At 69.3% G+C, this 15,279-nt stretch carries 15 protein-coding genes and 1 pseudogene; 7 read left to right on the top strand and 9 right to left on the bottom strand.

What is annotated here, in order from left to right:
- Positions 1-3: 3 nt before the first annotated feature.
- Entirely contained in the window at positions 4-384 is a 381-nt protein-coding gene (locus ACPPVO_RS22835; RefSeq protein WP_426513207.1) for a hypothetical protein, read from the bottom strand.
- A gap of 338 nt (positions 385-722) precedes the next feature.
- Here ACPPVO_RS22835 and ACPPVO_RS22830 point away from each other — a divergent pair, with 338 nt between their 5' ends.
- Positions 723-1,187, top strand: a complete 465-nt coding sequence (locus ACPPVO_RS22830) for a suppressor of fused domain protein (RefSeq protein WP_426513206.1) — start codon at positions 723-725, stop codon at positions 1,185-1,187.
- A 281-nt stretch (positions 1,188-1,468) separates the two neighbouring features.
- Here ACPPVO_RS22830 and ACPPVO_RS22825 read toward each other — a convergent pair whose 3' ends face one another.
- Positions 1,469-2,317 (bottom strand): SDR family NAD(P)-dependent oxidoreductase, encoded by an 849-nt coding sequence (locus ACPPVO_RS22825; protein WP_426513205.1) that lies wholly within the window; start codon positions 2,315-2,317, stop codon positions 1,469-1,471.
- Positions 2,318-2,471: 154 nt separating this feature from the next.
- Between ACPPVO_RS22825 and ACPPVO_RS22820 the strand changes: the two genes are divergently transcribed.
- Entirely contained in the window at positions 2,472-3,326 is an 855-nt protein-coding gene (locus ACPPVO_RS22820; RefSeq protein WP_426513204.1) for a helix-turn-helix transcriptional regulator, read from the top strand.
- A gap of 405 nt (positions 3,327-3,731) precedes the next feature.
- Complete coding sequence (locus tag ACPPVO_RS22815; protein WP_426513203.1) at positions 3,732-4,076, top strand: hypothetical protein; 345 nt, start codon at positions 3,732-3,734, stop codon at positions 4,074-4,076.
- 42 nt (positions 4,077-4,118) lie between these two features.
- Here the strand turns inward: ACPPVO_RS22815 and ACPPVO_RS22810 are convergent, their stop codons facing one another.
- Positions 4,119-4,973 (bottom strand): Imm26 family immunity protein, encoded by an 855-nt coding sequence (locus tag ACPPVO_RS22810; protein ID WP_426513202.1) that lies wholly within the window; start codon positions 4,971-4,973, stop codon positions 4,119-4,121.
- A gap of 511 nt (positions 4,974-5,484) precedes the next feature.
- Between ACPPVO_RS22810 and ACPPVO_RS22805 the strand changes: the two genes are divergently transcribed.
- On the top strand, positions 5,485-6,600 hold the full coding sequence (locus ACPPVO_RS22805; protein WP_426513201.1) for a hypothetical protein: 1,116 nt from the start codon (positions 5,485-5,487) through the stop codon (positions 6,598-6,600).
- 362 nt (positions 6,601-6,962) lie between these two features.
- Here ACPPVO_RS22805 and ACPPVO_RS22800 read toward each other — a convergent pair whose 3' ends face one another.
- Entirely contained in the window at positions 6,963-7,955 is a 993-nt protein-coding gene (locus ACPPVO_RS22800) for a TolB family protein (RefSeq protein WP_426513200.1), read from the bottom strand.
- Positions 7,956-8,188: 233 nt separating this feature from the next.
- Between ACPPVO_RS22800 and ACPPVO_RS22795 the strand changes: the two genes are divergently transcribed.
- Positions 8,189-8,473, top strand: a complete 285-nt coding sequence (locus ACPPVO_RS22795; protein ID WP_426513199.1) for a hypothetical protein — start codon at positions 8,189-8,191, stop codon at positions 8,471-8,473.
- A 146-nt stretch (positions 8,474-8,619) separates the two neighbouring features.
- Here ACPPVO_RS22795 and ACPPVO_RS22790 read toward each other — a convergent pair whose 3' ends face one another.
- From ACPPVO_RS22790 to ACPPVO_RS22775, 4 genes are all read right to left on the bottom strand, one after another.
- The gene (locus ACPPVO_RS22790; protein WP_426513198.1) at positions 8,620-8,964 is read right to left on the bottom strand and encodes a hypothetical protein; all 345 of its coding nucleotides are present in this window, start codon (positions 8,962-8,964) and stop codon (positions 8,620-8,622) included.
- A gap of 23 nt (positions 8,965-8,987) precedes the next feature.
- Positions 8,988-9,125 (bottom strand): hypothetical protein, encoded by a 138-nt coding sequence (locus ACPPVO_RS22785; protein ID WP_426513197.1) that lies wholly within the window; start codon positions 9,123-9,125, stop codon positions 8,988-8,990.
- Positions 9,126-9,422: 297 nt separating this feature from the next.
- On the bottom strand, positions 9,423-10,613 hold the full coding sequence (locus ACPPVO_RS22780) for an SPFH domain-containing protein (RefSeq protein ID WP_426513196.1): 1,191 nt from the start codon (positions 10,611-10,613) through the stop codon (positions 9,423-9,425).
- Positions 10,574-10,810, bottom strand: coding sequence for a hypothetical protein (locus ACPPVO_RS22775; RefSeq protein WP_360384866.1), 237 nt, complete (start codon positions 10,808-10,810; stop codon positions 10,574-10,576). Before ACPPVO_RS22775 ends, ACPPVO_RS22780 begins: the two co-directional genes overlap by 40 nt.
- A 1,156-nt stretch (positions 10,811-11,966) precedes the next feature.
- Here ACPPVO_RS22775 and ACPPVO_RS22770 point away from each other — a divergent pair.
- A pseudogene (locus tag ACPPVO_RS22770) lies at positions 11,967-12,236 on the top strand (hypothetical protein); the annotation flags it as partial.
- A 338-nt stretch (positions 12,237-12,574) separates the two neighbouring features.
- The gene (locus ACPPVO_RS22765; protein WP_426513195.1) at positions 12,575-14,077 is read left to right on the top strand and encodes a protein kinase domain-containing protein; all 1,503 of its coding nucleotides are present in this window, start codon (positions 12,575-12,577) and stop codon (positions 14,075-14,077) included.
- Positions 14,078-14,680: 603 nt separating this feature from the next.
- On the opposite strand, the gene ACPPVO_RS22760 is transcribed toward ACPPVO_RS22765, so the two are convergent.
- Positions 14,681-15,244: a TetR/AcrR family transcriptional regulator gene (locus ACPPVO_RS22760; protein WP_426513194.1), complete on the bottom strand. Its 564-nt coding sequence runs from the start codon at positions 15,242-15,244 to the stop codon at positions 14,681-14,683.
- Positions 15,245-15,279 lie beyond the last annotated feature (35 nt).

Genomic DNA, 15,279 nt, shown 5'->3' with positions numbered 1-15,279 from the left:
CCATCACTCAAATACCGAAAGATCTTTAATGATGCCGGCCAACTTCTCCTGGATGCCGCGCAGCACCGTGATGGTGTCGCGGTCGGTAAAGCCAGTGTCGGCCGACCAGTCACGCGACCATCCCAAGGTTTCGCTGGCGAATGCCAACTCGGTGGCGAGCAGCAGGCGTCGACAGTCACGGCGCGACATCGGGCTACCAGAGCCGATCGAAGCGGCGAGCCGCTGGACGTCCGATCGCAGTGCCGAACGGTCGTCGAACTCAAGCAGCCGAGCAACCACGTCCCTGTTGCCTTCCGACCGTTCCCACTCCAGCACCCCGAGCCGAAGTAGCTCCCGCTCCAGCGGGGAGAGTCCGTCGAGGTCGACCTGCGCATCCATGTTCACCCGTTGATCATCCAACATTGCGACAGGCCGGCCGTACGAAGATCGGGCCACGCGGGTCAGACTTCCTGATTGGCGATCAGCTTGCCGCGGAGCGTTGCGGCGACTCGGCTGCCGGATTTGGCGGACGTGATGTGGCGATGCCGGTGCGTTCAATCGTGATCGCGGCGGCGGGCGGGTCACGCCGCCACGGCCGTCGGCAGAGGTCAACGTGCGACACTGCCAGCGTAGATCATGATCTAACGCCGGCGGCTCGAGCTCTGCTGGACCACCTCCAGGAGCGATTCCCGGGCTGCCATGTTGCCACCCTCGCACCGGCTCCCGGCCCCATCCGGAGCCGAGTGACCCTGCACATCCTGACCCTGACCCCGAACGATGGCGGCCGGCTCTACGTGACCGCCGGCCTCTGGGACGCCACCCAACACCACGGCCACGGCCTGGAATTCCTGCTGTACGCCCCGACGGCCGACGACGAGGTACACGTCGAAACCCTGACGATGATCGCGTACTACCACGCCACCGGCGGCGACTACGCGCTCGACCACGGCCACACCGTGCCGATCGGGCAGCCCTGGCTCCCCGGGTCCACGTGCGACCACCTCCTCGTCAGTCTGCCGTACCCCTGGGGCCCGAAGCTCGAAACCTGCCCCGTGCCAGGCGGGCATGTCCGCCTGCTGTGGCTGCTGCCCATCACGGAGGCCGAAAAGACGTTCCGGCACAAGCACGACCTCGAGGCCCTTGAACAACGCTTCGAGACCGCCGGTATCAGCCCCACCGACCCGCGCCGGTCGTCGGTTGTGCCCTGAGCGTGGATTCCTCCACGCCGAGGGAAGCACCACGATCTGCTGCGCGGATCTGCCGCCGATCGGGTGCTTCGGCTGACTGAAGATCGTCACGCTCCGCAGGTCGCCCCGTTACGCCGCTCGGGCTCGCCCGGCCTTCGGCCGGCGCACGCTCGCAGCCGATGAGCGCGCACACGGTCATGGCCGCGATCCGCGTGCGGCGCAGGGTGACGAACCGGACCGACGCTGCGCACTCGCAGCTCGACGAGCGGATGTGGCGTCACAGCGTCCGGCCGGCAACACCGTCAGGCGTTCTGTGCAATGTCGGTCGAGAAGGTCAGATCGCGGCCGTTCTCGATGTCGGCGGCGAGGGCATCGAGGCGGGCCTTGGCCAGCCCGTAGGAGTCGGAGCCGAGCAGCTGGTGTAGCGGGGCCTTTCCGTCGGCGGCGACGCTGATGATGGCGGTCGCGGCCTTGACGGGGTCGCCGAGTTGGGTGCCGGGCATCTTCAGGTGGGCGTCGGTCATCTCGCGGATGGCCTCGTAGCCGGCGATCGTGTTCGACGGCAGGCCGAGCGAGGTGGTGCGCAGGAAGTCGGTGCGGGTGTAGCCCGGCTCGACGAGGTGGACGTCGATGCCGAAGCCGGACACCTCGGCGGCGAGCGATTCGGTGAGGCCTTCGAGGGCGTACTTGCCGGCGCAGTAGAGACCCCAGCCGGGGAAGGCGGTCAGGCCGAGGATCGAGGAGATGTTGATGATGTGCCCGCCGCGGCGTTCGCGCATGGCCGGCAGCACCGCGCGCAGCACGTTCCAGACCCCGAAGACTTGTACGTCGAACATCTGCCGGGCCTCGGCGTCGGTGACTTCCTCGACGGCGCCGAGGAAGCCGTACCCGGCGTTGTTCACGACCACGTCGATCGTGCCGAACCGCTGGGTGGCCGCCTCGACGGCCACCGCAACGGCAGCCTCGTCGGTCAGATCGACCTGGGCGGTCATCAACCGGGACCGGTCGACGTCCTGCAGGGCCTCGTCGAGGCGCTGTACCGATCGGGTGGTCGCGGCCACGTTGTCACCGCGGCGCAGCAGCTGGGTGACCAGCTCCAGGCCCAGGCCGCGGGAGGTGCCGGTGACGAACCAGGTGGCGGGGTACGACATGAGGTTCTCCTCGTGGTGGTTGTGTCTCGACGGCTTCCATCGTGCGAGCGGCAGCGCCGGCACGACAGGGCCGGGCCAGCCCAGCGCTACCTGGGAACGCCATGCCTACCCAGCCTCTTTCCGCAGGCCACGACGTCGCGAGACAATCTGTTGCATGGTGAACCTGGCCCTGGGTGAGTTCCTGCGGACCTGCCGGGCGAGCACGACGCCCGAGACGGCCGGGGTCGCACGGCCGGACGCGGCGGCCGGGCGGCGCGTCCGCGGGCTGCGGCGCGAGGAGGTGGCGCAGCTTGCCGGGGTGAGCGTCGACTACTACACCCGGCTCGAGCAGGGTCGCCACAGCACCCCGTCGGACGCGGTCGTCGATGCCCTGGCTCGGGTGTTCCGGCTGGAGCCGGCCGGCCGCGCGCACCTGGCCGACCTGGCCCGGCCCACCCGGCGGCGTGCCACGCAGCAACCGCCACAGCGTGTGCGCCCAGCCATGCGGCAGATGATCGCCTCGATGACTGAGCATCCGGCGCTGATCCTGGGTCGGCGCACCGACGTGCTCGCCGCCAACCCCTTGGCCTGTGCTCTGCTCACCGACTGGACACGGCTGCCGCCCCGCGAGCGCAACTACACGCGGTGGATGTTTCTCGACCCCGATGCGCGCGCCGCGTTCCTCGACTGGCCGGCCGTGGCGGCCGACGTCGCTGGCACCCTGCGCCTGTACGCCGGCCGCAACGCTGACGACACCCGGCTCAGCGAACTGGTCGGCGAGCTCACCATCAAAAGCTCGGAGTTCCGTACGTGGTGGAACAGCCACAAGGTTCACGAGCGCACCCACGGCACCAAGCGCATGACGCACCCCGCCGTCGGGCCGATCACGCTGCGCTACGAGGCCCTCGCGTTGCCCGGCGACGAGGAGCAGACGCTGTTCCTGTACACCGCCGACCCCGGCAGCCCGTCGCAGGACAACCTGCGCCTGCTCGGACTCTGGGCCGATGGCGACCGCCGGCCCACGGCCTGACGCGGCTCGCACACGGCCTGCAGCAAACGCAACGGCAAGCGCCAGCCGCGCACGTCGATGTCACGGATTCCCAGAGCCGGCGTCCGAGGATGCCAAAACAGTGACGTCGGATAACCCGAAAGATCGGTAAGACAGATCGCCCCCCAACACCTCCTCGGGGTCCGAGCCACTTGATCAGCCGAGCACTCATGCCGCTGTGTGCTCGCCATCGGACATCGATAGTCGGTCCCGTGCGGCTGGTAGGTCGGAGTCGGTGCGGGGACCCGGACGGACGTCCTCGATGATGACGGGCATGGACGTGGAAGGTCGGCGTGCCGTGGTTGTGGCGTTGCTGAGGCTGGCCGGCAGCGGCGCCTACCAGGACCGTGCGGATGCCGGCCGGGCCCTGGCGGGTTTTGTGCGGAGATGCCGGAGGCGGTACAGCCGCTGCGGCGGCTCCTGCTTGATGCCGACGACACGTTCGTCACCCTCGTGACCGCGGATGCGCTGCTTCGTCGACGGGACCGGGCCGGTCTGGCGCTGGTCGCGCAAGCGCTGACGGACGCCGACGACAACCATGCAGACTGGATCGTTACCGCCGTCCAGAACGTGTACATGATCTACGCCGGCGAACGTGAGGCCGCGGTGCGGACGTGCGACGCGTTGCTGGAAGAGCCGGATCCAGGCATTCGTCAAGGTGCCGCTCGTCTGTCGGGCACCCTTGCCGCGATCAACCCGGTGCTGTACCCGGTGGACAGCAGTGGAGATTGACGGCGCAGGCTCGCGGCATCCTCATCTGCCGCCGCGGGTGCGCTACCGGTGGATCACCCGGGCCACGGTCGCCGACTCGTCGGGGATGAAGTCGTCGTAGCGGTCCAGCCAGTCGCCCACACCGAAGGCGGCGCGAGCGGCGTCCGCCACCATGGCCGGGGAGCACTGCGTGCGGGTCTTCAGGGTCCGGGCCTCATCCGGGCTCGCCTCGCGGAAGTGGTTGCCGAAGTGGTCCTCGACGAACGTGCCCACCGACGTGATGCTCGCCTTGCAGACCGGCCAGGGTACGTCGGCGCGGACGGGGCGGCGCTCGACGATCGGCCAGTCGCCGTCGACCAGGCAGTCGTCGAAGGTGTTGGCGATGAGCAGGATGTCGGCGGTGTCGACAGCGTCCAGGCTGAGCGCGTCGAAGACCACGACAAGGAGTGCATCGCCGAAGGTCAGGTCGACGTCTTCCTTGGCCGCGACCTGGCCGAAGACCGAGCGGGTGTCATCGAGCGGGATCCGGAAAACGTCGCCCTCCACCGCGACCTGCGTGCGCGGGCCGGGTGCGGGCCGGGCGGGCGGCGGGCCGACCAAGCCGACGTCGAGGTCGACGCCGCGGCGTACCGACGTGGGGTCACCCGCGCCGCCGTAGCGCAGGGTCGCCCGGGCGGGCCGGGTCGGGAACGCCCGCAGCAGCGCCTCGACCGCCGTGTACAGCCGGTCGGCGTCCGGGCCGTCGAGGAACAGCGCGACCTCGTCGCCGCCGAACTCGTTGCCCGAGACCTCACCGGCATCCAGCCCGGCAAGCGCCTCCCGGAGCCGCTCCTGCAGGGCATAGACCGCGGCACGCTCGTCGGCTGCGCCGAACGTGCCACCCGTCAACGTGTAGCGGACAATCACCGCGTCAGACACCCGCCCGCCACCTCCACCGCGCATCCTACGGCCCGGACAGGAACACGCCTCCATACGCAGGTCGCACCGGCGCCGACCCGACGGAGCCACCCGATCAGCCACACCACCCACAGCGCGCCGCCCGCGACAAGACGGACAACCAGCGTGTCCACCGCTGAGTCCAGAGCAGACACGGAACCAAACCGACCACGCGACTCTCGAACCACTCCGACGGTGATCTTGACGTCCGCATCTGCCGCGAGTGTTGCGCGGCGGTAGGACCGGGTCCTTACGATCAGTGACAGGCCCAACGCGTGTTCGCGCCTCTGGGATCAAAAAGTGACCGACTGTTCTGCGCGGTCTCCGGATCGGCTATGGTTCCGATCTTGTGTCGATGCCCTGCATGATCTGCGGTGAGCCTGGCTTGACCACCGGCGACGGGTGCCTGTGCCCCGAGCATAACGGCGGCCCACCGGCTCCGGGCTTAGGCCCGCAACCGCCGCTGATCTGGCATGTATTGACCTGGTTGTTCGTGGCCGTCACCGTTGTCTACTTCGGGCTGCTGGTCGCCGACGTTGCGGCGCTGGTTGCCGCGGACGCGATCCTCGCCGATCCGGCGTCGATCTTCAGCGCGGCGTCCCGGGCCGTGTTCGACCGTGCCGCGCTGCTGGGCACCGTCACGCAGGTCTGGATCTGGGTGTACCTGGCCGGGTTCGTCGCCTGGTCGGCCGGCAACCGGCGCAGCCTGCAGCAGTCCGGCCGTGCCGGCATCCTGGAGCACTGGACCTACACGATCTGGCGGATCGCCCTCGGGCTGGTCGTTGTCCTCGCCCTCGTGCTCGCCAGCCGGCACCTGCCCGGTACCGATGACCCGACGGCGTTCCGGGACGCCTTCATCAGCCGAAGCTACGCGCTGATGGGCTACACGGCCTTACGGATCGTCATGCTGGCGCTGCTGTCGGCGTATGCCATCGTCGTCTGGCGCCGCGTCACCCGCACACCGGACGCATCACACGTCACCGACCAGCCCAACGCCCGCCGTCACGGGCCGGCGGCCGCCGTCGTCGCCGCCGGTCTGGCCGGGATCACGATCGTGACGATCGTCGTGAGCGACCCCGGACGGTCGGCGACCGTACCGCGCGCGGCCGGCACGGCATCGGCAACCCGTGCCGCGGCGACACCGGGTCCGGGCATCCTCCAGCCGACCGGCACCCTGGCGGCGCCCGACGCCATCATCGAGTACCGGAAAGCGGCCGACCAGACACCCGCGACCACGATGCTCACCACACACCCGTTCCCGGGCGTCGAGCATCCGTTCGATGCGTACTACCGCGACCCGGCCGGGCACACCGCCACGATCTGGGGCGGCACAGGCAAGGCGTTCGACCGCGACTTCGACATCGAGGGCCTGGACGCACTCCTGAACAGCCTCGGTCCGCTCGGCGGCATGACCGCGGACCACTTCCGCACCTGCGAGGACCTCGCCCGCACGATCCGGTGCTCACAATTCAACAGCCAGAGCCAGCGCGGTACGACATGCATCTGGGCCGGCCACGGCGCCATCCTGGCGTTCGTCTTCACCGACCTCGACGCTCCGGGCGCCTCAGACATCCTTTGGCCCATGGTCCACGCGGTCATCTTGCTTTGACCAACAGAACACCCGCATCTGCCGCCGCGCCGAGGCAGCTCAGCCCGCCATCCGCTCGATCAGCCAGCTGCGCGCTCATGGCCGCGTTGGTGCGCGCCGGCAGGTCCGACCTCGTGACCGGCTCGGCGTGGCCATGGCTTCCAGCCGTGCCGATGATGGCACGCGGTATCTCGGCTGAGGAAGCTCAAGGCGAACCCGCCACCCGACAGCCACGCTGGCGGGGCCCGATGAATCGGGCCTCCTCTTGAACACGCTCTTTCTGGCGAATCGGTATGTGCCTTCGAAGGGCAACGGGTTCCGGCAACCGCAGCTGGTTGCCGGGACTCGGCGTGTTCGTCGGTCCAACGGCAGTGTCAACGACCTCAAGGAGTCGTTGGCGCCGGAACGAATTTGATGGATTTCACGTCGCTGTTGTAGGCGATCGTTCGCCCGTCCGGCGAGAACGCCGGGTCGGTGACGTTGCGGTCCCCGACCGTGAGCCGTTCGATCCCCCCGCCGGCCACGTTCAGCACCGCCAGGTCGGTGCCGAGAATCCCGGCCAGCACGACCCGCGACCCGTCGGCCGATACCGCCAGGCGACTGGGCGTGACGAGGTCGGGGCCCACCAGCCGGATCGCCATCGTGGCGTTGTCGAGGACGGCGACGCGCCAGTTGAACCGCGACAGCAGCGAGTTTCCGCCTGGTTCGGGCGACGTCGAGACCAGCATCGCCGTCACCCGGCCGTCGGCGCTCGTGGCCGGCCCCACCGCGCGGCCGACGCCGGGGCAGCCCTGTCCACCGGGCGGGCGTGCCTGCGCCCGGTACGCCTCCGACAGCCCCCAGCCACCGTCCGCCGTCGTCACGCGCACGTCGAGCACGCGGACCGCACCGTCGCTGAACGCCGCCACCGAGAAACAATCCCGAACGCCCTGCTCGACGTAGCCACGCGTTCCGCCGGGATCGACCGCGACGTCGAACAGGTCGGGCGCGTCGAACAGCCGGGTACCGCTGCGATCCTGCAGATCGATCGACTCCACCCGCGCTGGACGGTCCGGACAGTCCAGCGCGACTGCGAGCCCGTTGCCGCCGAACGCCCGCACCACGTCCACGGCCGGCTCGTCCTGTGCGCACCGGCCCGGCCACGTCTGCACGAACGCCACGGGCTGCCCGCCCGGCCGCACCCGCCACACCTCGCTGACGCCCCGTTCGCTGAAGTGGTGCGTGAAGTAGACGTACCCGTCGCCGGCCCAGGTCACCGAACCGATGCCCCAGGTGTCCTCCGGTACGAAGTCACACCCTTGAACCAGTGCGGACGTCACCAGCACGGCCGCCGCGACACGCAGCGGCCGCCACCGTGCCAACCAGCGTTCGACCACGCCCGATACCTTATGCCTGACCGCGAAAGTCCAGGCGAGGGTCCAGCGCGGGCGACGGAGTTCGAGCGATACGTGGGTCCGATCGACCGGTTGAGCCGACCGCTCGGATCGTTAGGAAGGGTCGCAGATGGACGCAGCGATCGGCCGTAGGCTCGTGAAGGTCGTACGGCTGGCCTGGCATTGGGCGGCCGAACCCGACGATCTCAGTGTTGGGCCGGTGCATCTTGTGTTCGATGACCGGTCAAGGTCTCTTCCTCGCCGGCCAGAGCGACTGGACCCTCAACCTCGCGGAGACCTGCCCGGGCGATGACAGATGGCTCGACCCCTACGACTACGACGGTGGACGTAGGTTGCCGCGGGACGCCTCGACTGAGCCGCCGTTCGCCTCAGTCAGCGCGAGGCCCCTCACTGAACTGGCGTCGATTCGCAACGAGATCAACGAAGTGATCGGCCTCAGACTGGACTTCGACGGCCAAATACTGACGCTCAAAACGTGGCAGGGAAAGGTCAAAACCTAACCACCGGGGTATCCGCTCATGCCGCCGACGGTCCGCGCCAGCTTTTCCTCACTGGCTACGGACGGTGACCAGCTGGGCCGAGTGCCACGGAGGTTTGTTGATCTGCTTGAGATCAGGCATTTTGTTTATGGCTTGAGGTCTGGGAGTCACCACAGCGACGCCTGATCACGATGCAGGACGATCCGGCGCCGCGCGGCCGCCTCGGCTTGGTCCCGGCTCCACGACTCGGGACCCAACCTGAGCGCCGGCCTTGCCCAGACGTCATAGGAGTCGCCCGCCAGCCAGGCGTTGAACCACTCCTGCAGGGTGAGGTGCAGCTTGCACTGCTCGCACTCGTCCAACCACCACATCTGACCGCTCGGATGCCAGCAGTCCAGCAACGCCCACATGGCACATCCGAAGTCGCAGAAGAACACGACACCAGGCGGTGGCGGTGGACGCTCGCCGGGGCCGGACCCGGCATCCAGTATTTCCAGGTATCCATCGATCATGGGGATGTTCGACGAGCTGTGCCTCAAGCCTCGATCCCGCCGCCGGGCCCGATCCCGCCGTCGGCAAGCTCACGGTAGATCCGGCGGAGCAGCGGGGGTAGCAGATAGCCGATCACCGACTCGGCGTCGCTGATGACCTGCTCGGTGGCCGGCGGAGGCACGGAAACACTCGACCTCAGATCCGTCGGGCGGTCGAGCCAAGTTCCGCACGCAGGAACCGTCCGACGTCCACACTCTTGGGTACGGTCACCGCTTGATCCCTCCTTCGGTACTTTCGTCAGTTCGAAGGATCAAGCGGTACCCGTCTCCATCTCCCCAACCATCGCAAAGGTGGGCGATTCGTACACCACTCCCGTGGACGTAACCTGGGCGGGCATCCTGAGGATCGCAACTACGGCAGGAGCGAGGCTTTCCCTATTCGGCAAATTCCGCCAGTTGCTGTACCCGCACGGGCAGGGTCATCCCGCCTCGCGTCGAGCGACCTCCGTCGATGTCGTGGGATCAGCGGCCGGTGCAGCAGTCATGCCTTTGCGCACGGCTTCCAGCAGCATGGTTCCCTGCGCGGCGAGTGAGGCCACGACGCTGTTGAGCCCCTCGGCCCCGTCCAGCACGGTGAGGTTGGCTCCCTGCAGACCCTCCGCGGCGGCGCGGAGCAGGTCCGGCAACTGCTCGATCATCATCTGATCGAGGGCGATGCGACCCTGCGCGGCGGCGGCCTCCGCGGACAGTTTGGTGGCGTCGGCGTCGGCCCGGGCGAGGGTGACGATCCGTTCCGCCTCCGCCTGGGCAGGGCGGATGACTTCGGCGATGAGCTGGGCCTGGCGTAGCTCGGCGTTTTTCTGCGCGACGAGAGCCTGCTCGGCCAGCACGTGCTGCTGCGCCTGAGCGGCTGCCAGAGGGCCGGCCTGCGCCGCGGTCTGCTGAGCCTGGTCGATCTCGGCCTGGTAGCGGGCCTGGGCGATGGCCGTCTGGCGGGCGTACTCGGCCTGGTTGCGCGTGCTCTCCTGCCGGGCCATCGCGCTGGCCTGGTCCGCGATCGCCTGGGCCACGTTGGCCTCCTGGTTGACCCGGGCCTGGTGCGGGGCCGCGAGAGCCTTGATGTAGCCGACGCCCTTGTCGTGGATGCTGCTGATCTGCAGCGAGTCGATCTCCAGCCCGATGCGGGCCATCTCAGTCTTGCTCGCGTCGACGATCGCGTCGGCGAGGGTCTGCTGCTCGCGGATGATCGCCTCCACCGTCATGCTGCCGATGATGCTGCGTAGGTGCCCGCTGAAGATCCGGCCGACCAGCACCGGCATCTGCGATTGGTCACCCTGGAATCGGCGGGCCGCGGCAGCGATCGACTCGTGGTCATCGCCTACCTTGAACGCGATCACGGCCTGGACGTGCAGGGTCAGACCCTGCTGCGTGTAGCAGTCCTCCTCGACCTCGGCCTCCTGCATGGCCAGGGTCAGCCGGGACGCCTTGGAGAAGATCGGGACGACGAACGTGCCGTGCCCGGTGACGATCTTGAACGGCAGGGCATCGGCTCCGCGCTGCTTCCTGCCGCTGATCAGCAGGGCTTCGTTCGGGGCGGGTACACGGTAACCGAACATCGGGTTGGCCTCTCTCAGCCAGTAGTGGTGTGGTCCGCCGGCATCGGCGGCCACGGTTCGACGTCGACCTGACGCGTGCCGCGGAAGTGGATGACGAGTACCTGGGCGCCAGCCGGCAGCGGCTCGACGGCATAGGCGAGGTAGTGGTGCGGGATGCCCTGGACCACGACACGGATCTCGCCGGGCAGGTCACCCCCACGCACCGCGGTGACCACCAGGCCGACCTTGCCGACCAGCGACTGACCGCGCACAGGCTGCTCCAAACCCCGTGGCCCGCCCTGCACGAACCCCAGAGCGACCACGCATCGTTGACGTGTGCGATCCAGATTGTGCACCCGCCACGCCACTCCGTGTGTCCCCGCGCTCGCACGGATGGCGTGGTGGTGGTCACGTGCCGACGTGGATGCCCAGGCGGCGCTGCAGATCGGGTTCCTACTCCCGGATGATCTCGCGGGTGACGGGGGGTGTCGCCGCGGCCGAGCAGGAAGTAGCGAACCATGTGCACCAGCGGGCTGCCCTCGGCCCACGCGAAGTAGCAGTGCGGCCGCATGCCGGTGGATCGCATAGGGCGAGCAGGATCGAGGCGATGGCGTCGAGCTCGGCCAGGCCGGCTAGGCCGAGGTACCGTGCGGCGTCGACGACGCGGTCCGGCCGGATCTCCGCGTTACCTCGACGGCGAATCCCAAGGCGCCGCTCGTCGCAGCGTTGTAGATACGCAGCAGGTACGAAAGGTAAACACAAGCGCCAAGGCCCGCCGGAGGTCTCCCAAGTGGACCAGGGCTTCATCGGTCATGAACCAAAGTGTGTCCGATGACGCATCGGCCTGTCAGACACGCGCTCATGCCGCGATCCGTAGCCTTGCGCCGACTGCGCCAGGCCGCCTTCGTCACGCGGCATAGTCGGCTACGACAAGTTGAACCTAGCGCAGCGACATCGCTGGCGACTCGACCGCGTTGGGCTCACCGACCGCCATTCCATCCACATGGGTGGGTCTTGAACTCACGAACACAAGAATCGGGCGTCGGCTGGTGCGCCCCGAGCTCGCCGACAAACGGGTCCCGAAGTCGGCTCTGGCGCATATTCCGTGACGCCGACCAGCCGGGCCGTTCGACGGTGCCTCGCGTCCGTAGGCGGACCTGCACAGACTTCGCACTCATCTACCGCTCGGTCGGCGCCGGGGAGATCATTCACGGAATGTGCGCCAGAACCCCGAAGTCACGGACGAAGCCACCACCGCCAGACGGCCCCGCCGTCGTCCGATCGGACGCCACGCAAAACGCCGCAACCGGTGGCCCGAACACCAACACGAACAACGCCAGCCAAAGTCCGGGCCGGCGCCGCAGCAGCAAAGGTGTCCATGGTGGGCAGACGATAGAAGTCGAAGGCGGCACCTCATACGACGCAATCCATGGCCCCGACGACGACCATGCGACGTCAGGCCTTCGGCCAGCCGCGCAGCTGCGCAGCGGTGTGGACCTCGCGCCCGACCTGGTGCCGCTCCTACCGGCGGCCCGAGCAGCCCGGGATCAACTACTCCGCGAGGGCGTCACCATCAGCCGCGACGCCCTCGCCCAGCGGCTCCGACGCGACGGCAACGCCATCCGGAACAACCGCGTATCGGAACTCCTCGCCGCGCTGAAATTCGAAACCCTCCACTCTCCCCGACTGCACTCGTAAGCTCCCAGTGGCTACGACGTACCAATTCGGGCGCCCTTGACAAACGTCGGCAACTTTGCCTGCCGCGCGCCACAGCATGAGCGACAAGCCTCGCCTGGGCCCTTCGCGAGGCCTCCCTGCCCCGGCGCCTGGTCTTCGCGAAGCTGGCCGTGTCTCTGGTGCTGCACGGCCGCGGCACGCCGTAACGCGGCGCGGCCGCGCTCCGCCCTTTATACGGTTGGTATGCGTCGGCGCGAGTCCGGCGCGGCCGACGCAGATGTTCCCCAACAGTTAGGTCAACGGTGTCGAGGTCGGATGAGTCGGGCCGGCGTGTGCCCGCGTCGGTGTGGACCGCTGGGATGCGCGTGCATGACCGGTTCACGCTGCGTGAGCGGATCGGCGCGGGCGGAATGTCGGAGGTGTGGCGGGCCGAGGACGAGGTGCTGGGCCGCGCGGTGGCGGTGAAGATGCTTACCGCCCCGCTGGCCGTGGACCCGCTGCTGCGCGCCGCGACCTGGACGGAGGCGCGCGCCGCGGCCCGCCTGGCCCATCCGCATGTGACCCAGGTGTACGACTACGGCGAGGCCGCGCTGCCGGGCGGCACCACAGTGGCGTATCTGGTGATGGAGCTCGTCGAGGGGCAGAGCCTCGCCGATCGGCTGCGGCAGGGGCCGCTGCCGTGGCCGGAGGCGACCGCGATGGCGGCTGAGGTCGCCACGGCGCTGGCGGCCGCCCATCGCGTCGGCGTGGTGCACCGTGACATCAAGCCCGGCAACGTGATGCTGACCGGCGCGGGCGCCAAGATCCTCGACTTCGGTATCGCCGCGCTGGGCGGAGGCGAGCCGGCCGCCGACGGCGACCGGCTGGTCGGCACCCCCGCTTACGCGGCACCGGAGCGGCTCCAGTCCGGCGCGGCGGCGCCCGAGAGCGACGTCTACGAACTGGGCGTGCTGCTGTACGAGGCGCTGACCGGGCGCCGGCCCGTCAAGGCGCTGACCTGGAAGGAGGCGGCCGAGGCGCACCGGGCGGCGGCCCTGGGGGCACCGGTGCCGCCGCCCGACGTGCCGGGCCTGCCCCGGCAGGTGCGGCGGCTGTGCATGGACTGCATGTCTGCCGATCCGGCCCGCCGGCCGACCGCGGAGGAGGCGGCGCGGGGACTGGCCGCGGCGGCCGGCCGGCGGCCACCGGTCACGACGGCCCTGCCCACCGTCGTGGGCGCCCCGCCGCCGGCAACACACGCCCCGCCGCCGGCGGCGCAGGGCCCGCGGGCCGGCTATGCCGTCGGGTCCGCGCCGCTGCCGCACCCGGCCACCACGGTCGCGCCCCCGGAGCCCGACTTCGATGTCGGGCCGGACACCGAGCCGGGCGGCGCGGCGGGGAGGCGCCTGCCTCGGCCGGTGCTGGGCGCGCTGGTCGGCGCCGTGGTGGTGCTCGGCCTCGCCCTGGCCGTGGTGACCGCGATGCTGCTGTCCCGTCCCGCGGACCAGACCGCCCAGCCGGCCAGGTCCGGCGGGCCCGGTCAGCCGAGCCAGATGACCCAGACGACCCAGGCCGACCCGACGGGGCCGCCCACCACGACGGCGTCCCCGCTGCCGGCCGCCACCACCCCGCAGGAAATCGCGGACCGCATCGAGGCCGCGGTCGCCGACGCGGTCGCCGCGGGCACGATCGACGCCGAGGCGGCGGACAAGCTGCGCGAGAAAGTCGACGACCTGCGCCAGAACGCCGGCCGCGGCAAGGCGCGCAAGTCCGCGCAGGAGCTGCAGCGCACGATCAACCAGCTGCGCGAGGACGGGCAGGTCGCCGAGCAGACGGCGACGCAGCTCACCGGCCTGCTGCGGCCCCTGTTGGGCGGCGACTGAGCGACCGGCGGCGCCCGTGCCCGCCGGTCGCCCTCGGGCGGATCAGCAGAAGAGGCTGAACCAGGAGACGCAGCCGGTCGTCGCGCTCGGGCGTGGCGCTGGCCAGGAGCGGTCCGATCAGCGGACCTGCAGTGCCGGACCCGGCCGCCCAGGCCCGGCAGCTGGGGTCGTGTTGTCGACGGTCAGCGCCTGTGGTGCGGCGGAGCGCCGCGTGCCCGCTTCGGGTAGTCCCCGGCTGCCAGCCGGGAACAGCTGCGCGGCGACGAAATGCACCAGCGGGAGCAGATACACATCCCGAGCCCGACACTTCGGTCAGCCGAGAGCGAGCGGTCGACGCCGCTTGATCAAGTGTCCGCTCACGCCGCGATTCTCGCGCGGTGGCCAACCCGGAGTTCGCACGCTCCGTGGCAGCGGCTCGGCGCCGCCGGCGCACACTCGTAGCCGATATCAGTACAGCCGATCATGTCGTCGCGCCTTCTGTTCTTATCGCTGCCGCCGTGCGTCGTTGGGGAGGCTACGCCTTCAACCACCGTGCCACCTGGATGTGATCGGAGACGGGGCTGGAACCTGTGAGCGCACTGGACTGGATTGACAGATCCGTGCTCAGCGTGGCGGATCGACATGTATCAGGGAGGCAAGCTTCTCCGCAAAGCCATCCTCAATAGGGAGTTGGCGCAGCACGACGCGGACCCAGACCGCGCCCGCGAGCGCATCCACGACCAGCATCGGATCGATCTCGGTAGCCAGTTCGCCGCGTTCTGCAGCCCGCGTGAACATCGCCAGCTCGCTGGTGAGGCGGTCGGCGAAGAAGGCCCGCGCGTATCCGGCCAACTCCGGGTTTTGCGCAGCAGCACCGAGCGCGGGGACCACGAGGGCCGCCGATGGTGGCTCGGTGAGCAGTTCGATCAATGCCCGGACGAGGGCCACCAAATCACCGTGCAAGCTGCCGGTGTCCGGCACCGTGAGCCGCAGCAACGGCGCATCGATCAGTGCTGTGCCCACAAGCGCGGCTTTGGACGGCCACCAGCGATAGATGGTCGTCTTGTTGACGCCGGCGTGCTCGGCGACACCCTCGATCGTGAGCCCTTCGTAGCCGTGTTCGGCAAGTAGGTGCAAGGTCGCGTCAAGGATCTCGGCGGTGCGACGGGGGCCACTTCCCTGAACCATGGTGGGAGTCTACCGTCGTATGCAACGCAACGTTG

The organism is Dactylosporangium sp. McL0621 (genome assembly GCF_049995355.1).
Taxonomy (GTDB): Bacteria; Actinomycetota; Actinomycetes; order Mycobacteriales; family Micromonosporaceae; genus Dactylosporangium.
This window is presented reverse-complemented; position numbering and strand designations above follow the sequence as displayed.

What these genes read in the sequence shown, in the direction of transcription:
- ACPPVO_RS22825 (WP_426513205.1), bottom strand. Translation starts at nt 2,317, where the DNA reads ATGTCGTACCCCGCCACCTGGTTCGTCACCGGCACCTCCCGCGGCCTG.
- ACPPVO_RS22820 (WP_426513204.1), top strand. Translation starts at nt 2,472, where the DNA reads ATGGTGAACCTGGCCCTGGGTGAGTTCCTGCGGACCTGCCGGGCGAGC.
- ACPPVO_RS22815 (WP_426513203.1), top strand. Translation starts at nt 3,732, where the DNA reads ATGCCGGAGGCGGTACAGCCGCTGCGGCGGCTCCTGCTTGATGCCGAC.
- ACPPVO_RS22795 (WP_426513199.1), top strand. Translation starts at nt 8,189, where the DNA reads ATGACCGGTCAAGGTCTCTTCCTCGCCGGCCAGAGCGACTGGACCCTC.
- ACPPVO_RS22790 (WP_426513198.1), bottom strand. Translation starts at nt 8,964, where the DNA reads ATGATCGATGGATACCTGGAAATACTGGATGCCGGGTCCGGCCCCGGC.
- ACPPVO_RS22765 (WP_426513195.1), top strand. Translation starts at nt 12,575, where the DNA reads ATGCGCGTGCATGACCGGTTCACGCTGCGTGAGCGGATCGGCGCGGGC.
- ACPPVO_RS22760 (WP_426513194.1), bottom strand. Translation starts at nt 15,244, where the DNA reads ATGGTTCAGGGAAGTGGCCCCCGTCGCACCGCCGAGATCCTTGACGCG.